Origin of the sequence: Saccharopolyspora sp., from assembly GCF_017434145.1 — a bacterium.
GTDB classification, from domain to species: domain Bacteria; phylum Actinomycetota; class Actinomycetes; order Mycobacteriales; family Pseudonocardiaceae; genus Saccharopolyspora_C; species Saccharopolyspora_C galaxeae.
This window is the reverse complement of sequence record NZ_JAFRFW010000757.1, coordinates 1-1,712: the sequence shown is the minus strand read 5'-3', so window position 1 is coordinate 1,712 and position 1,712 is coordinate 1. Positions and strand designations below refer to the sequence as shown.

Annotated in this window: 2 protein-coding genes and 1 pseudogene; all 3 read left to right on the top strand. The window is 70.0% G+C overall.

The genetic code is table 11. The features are described 5' to 3' along the window. Positions 1 to 405, top strand: a pseudogene (locus IJH84_RS20535) (DUF4383 domain-containing protein); the annotation flags it as partial. Beyond that, positions 402 to 1,055 (top strand): DUF1990 family protein, encoded by a 654-nt coding sequence (locus tag IJH84_RS20530; protein ID WP_295147768.1) that lies wholly within the window; start codon positions 402 to 404, stop codon positions 1,053 to 1,055. The pseudogene IJH84_RS20535 and the gene IJH84_RS20530, both read left to right, overlap by 4 nt. Positions 1,056 to 1,132: 77 nt before the next feature. Then, positions 1,133 to 1,712 (top strand): DUF1990 domain-containing protein (locus IJH84_RS20525; RefSeq protein WP_295147766.1); only part of this gene is annotated, 580 nt, incomplete at its 3' end.

Genomic DNA, 1,712 nt, shown 5'->3' with positions numbered 1-1,712 from the left:
TTCGGCGGGGTTTTCCTGCTGTCCGGGCTAGTGCACCTGGCGATCCTGCACACCTCCCTGAACATCCTGGCGTTCCGGCTGCCGAACGTGTTCTTCAGCTTGATCGTGGGGATGATCCTGCTGTTCACCGGGCTCTACGGGCGGATGTCCGGCGGGTTGCCACCGGACAACCCGTACCGCCGGGAACACCCGATGCGCAAGAACCGCCCGCACCCGGAGGAACAGCTCGACTTCGAGGCGAGCGAAACCGATGAGCAGCAACAGCAGTACCGCGAGGCGGAGATGGCGATGGGCGAGGGCCACCCCACTCCGGAGCAGACCCAGCTGGTGATGCGCGATCAGGCCCGCCGCCGAGCCGCCGAACGCGCCAGGGCCCGCCGGAAGCTGGAGGGTGGCGCGGAGTGATCGGCGCCTGGCTGTGGCGTTGGCCGCCCGGACTCGCGTTCGCCGCGCTGCGGCAGCTCACCACCGACATCCCGGTGCACCAGGTGGAAGAGACCGCACAGGTGCGCTCGCCGGAACCGGCCACCGGTGCGGACCTGCAACGCATCGAAGACGGAGTCGGTCCGCTGTTCCACCGCCGCTACGGCGTGCGCGTGCACGTGCACCTGCGGGAGGCCGAGACGGTGATGGCGTGGTTCATGGCGGCGCCGGACTCGATGGTCCCGAGCGAGGTGGCGCGGTTCGAGCCCGAAGGGGATCACCGCGACCTGCGGCTCGGCGACGACCTGGTGGTGCGGATGCCGGGCCCGTGGAACGGCCCGGTGCGCGTGGTCGCGCAGACCCCGCGGTCGTTCCGGCTCGCCACCCGGCGCGGGCACCTGGAAGCCGGGCAGATCGAGTTCCGCGCCGAAGACCGCGGCACGGAGCTGATCTTCGAGATCGAATCCTGGGCGCGCAGCGGCAGCTGGGCCGCCGACCTGCTCTACGACCGGCTCCAGCTGTCCAAGTTCATGCAGGCGTACCTCTGGGTGCACTGCTGCGAGCGGGTTTGCGCGGCCGCAGGCGGGCAGATGGTCCAGGGCGTGGAGATCTACACCGGGCGGGAGGGATGAGGCTCTCCACCCCAGGCTTTGCGAGCGACGTCGACAATGAGGAGGTGGGCGTGTTCCCCCGGCGAGGAGCCGAGCAAGTGCAGCGGCTTGCCGAGTTGCCGTTGAACTTCGACGTGCCCCGGACCCCCGCAGCAGCGGACTGGCACATCGACGACTTCCGCCAGCAGCTGCGTGCCGAACCGCCGGGCGAGCCGCTGCCGGGCGGTACCTGGGAAGTCGCCTGCTCGCTGGTGCGGCACTACGAGTTCGCCGACCCCACGCTGGTGCAGCGCGTGCACCACTCGTCGGACACTCTCGCGGAATCGGACCTGCTGCTGGTGACCCGGTTCTACGGCCTCACCTTCCGGTTGCCGTGCCGGGTGGGCGAGGTCGTCGACGACACCGCGTCCGGGGTGCGCCGGTGGGGGTGGAATTACCGCACTTTGCAAGGACATCTGGAGCAGGGGCAGATGGGTTTCTCGGTGCGCAAGGACCTCACCAGCGGCGCGGTCGAATTCCGCGTGCAGGCGTACTCGCGGGCGGCGCCGATCGCGAACCCGGTGGTGCGGCTGGGATTCGAGCTGTTCGGGCGGAGCACCCAGCTGCGCTTCATCCGCGGCGCCTGCCACCGGATGGTCGCGCTGAGCGATCCGGCGAAGAACGGCCCGCCGCTGCCCG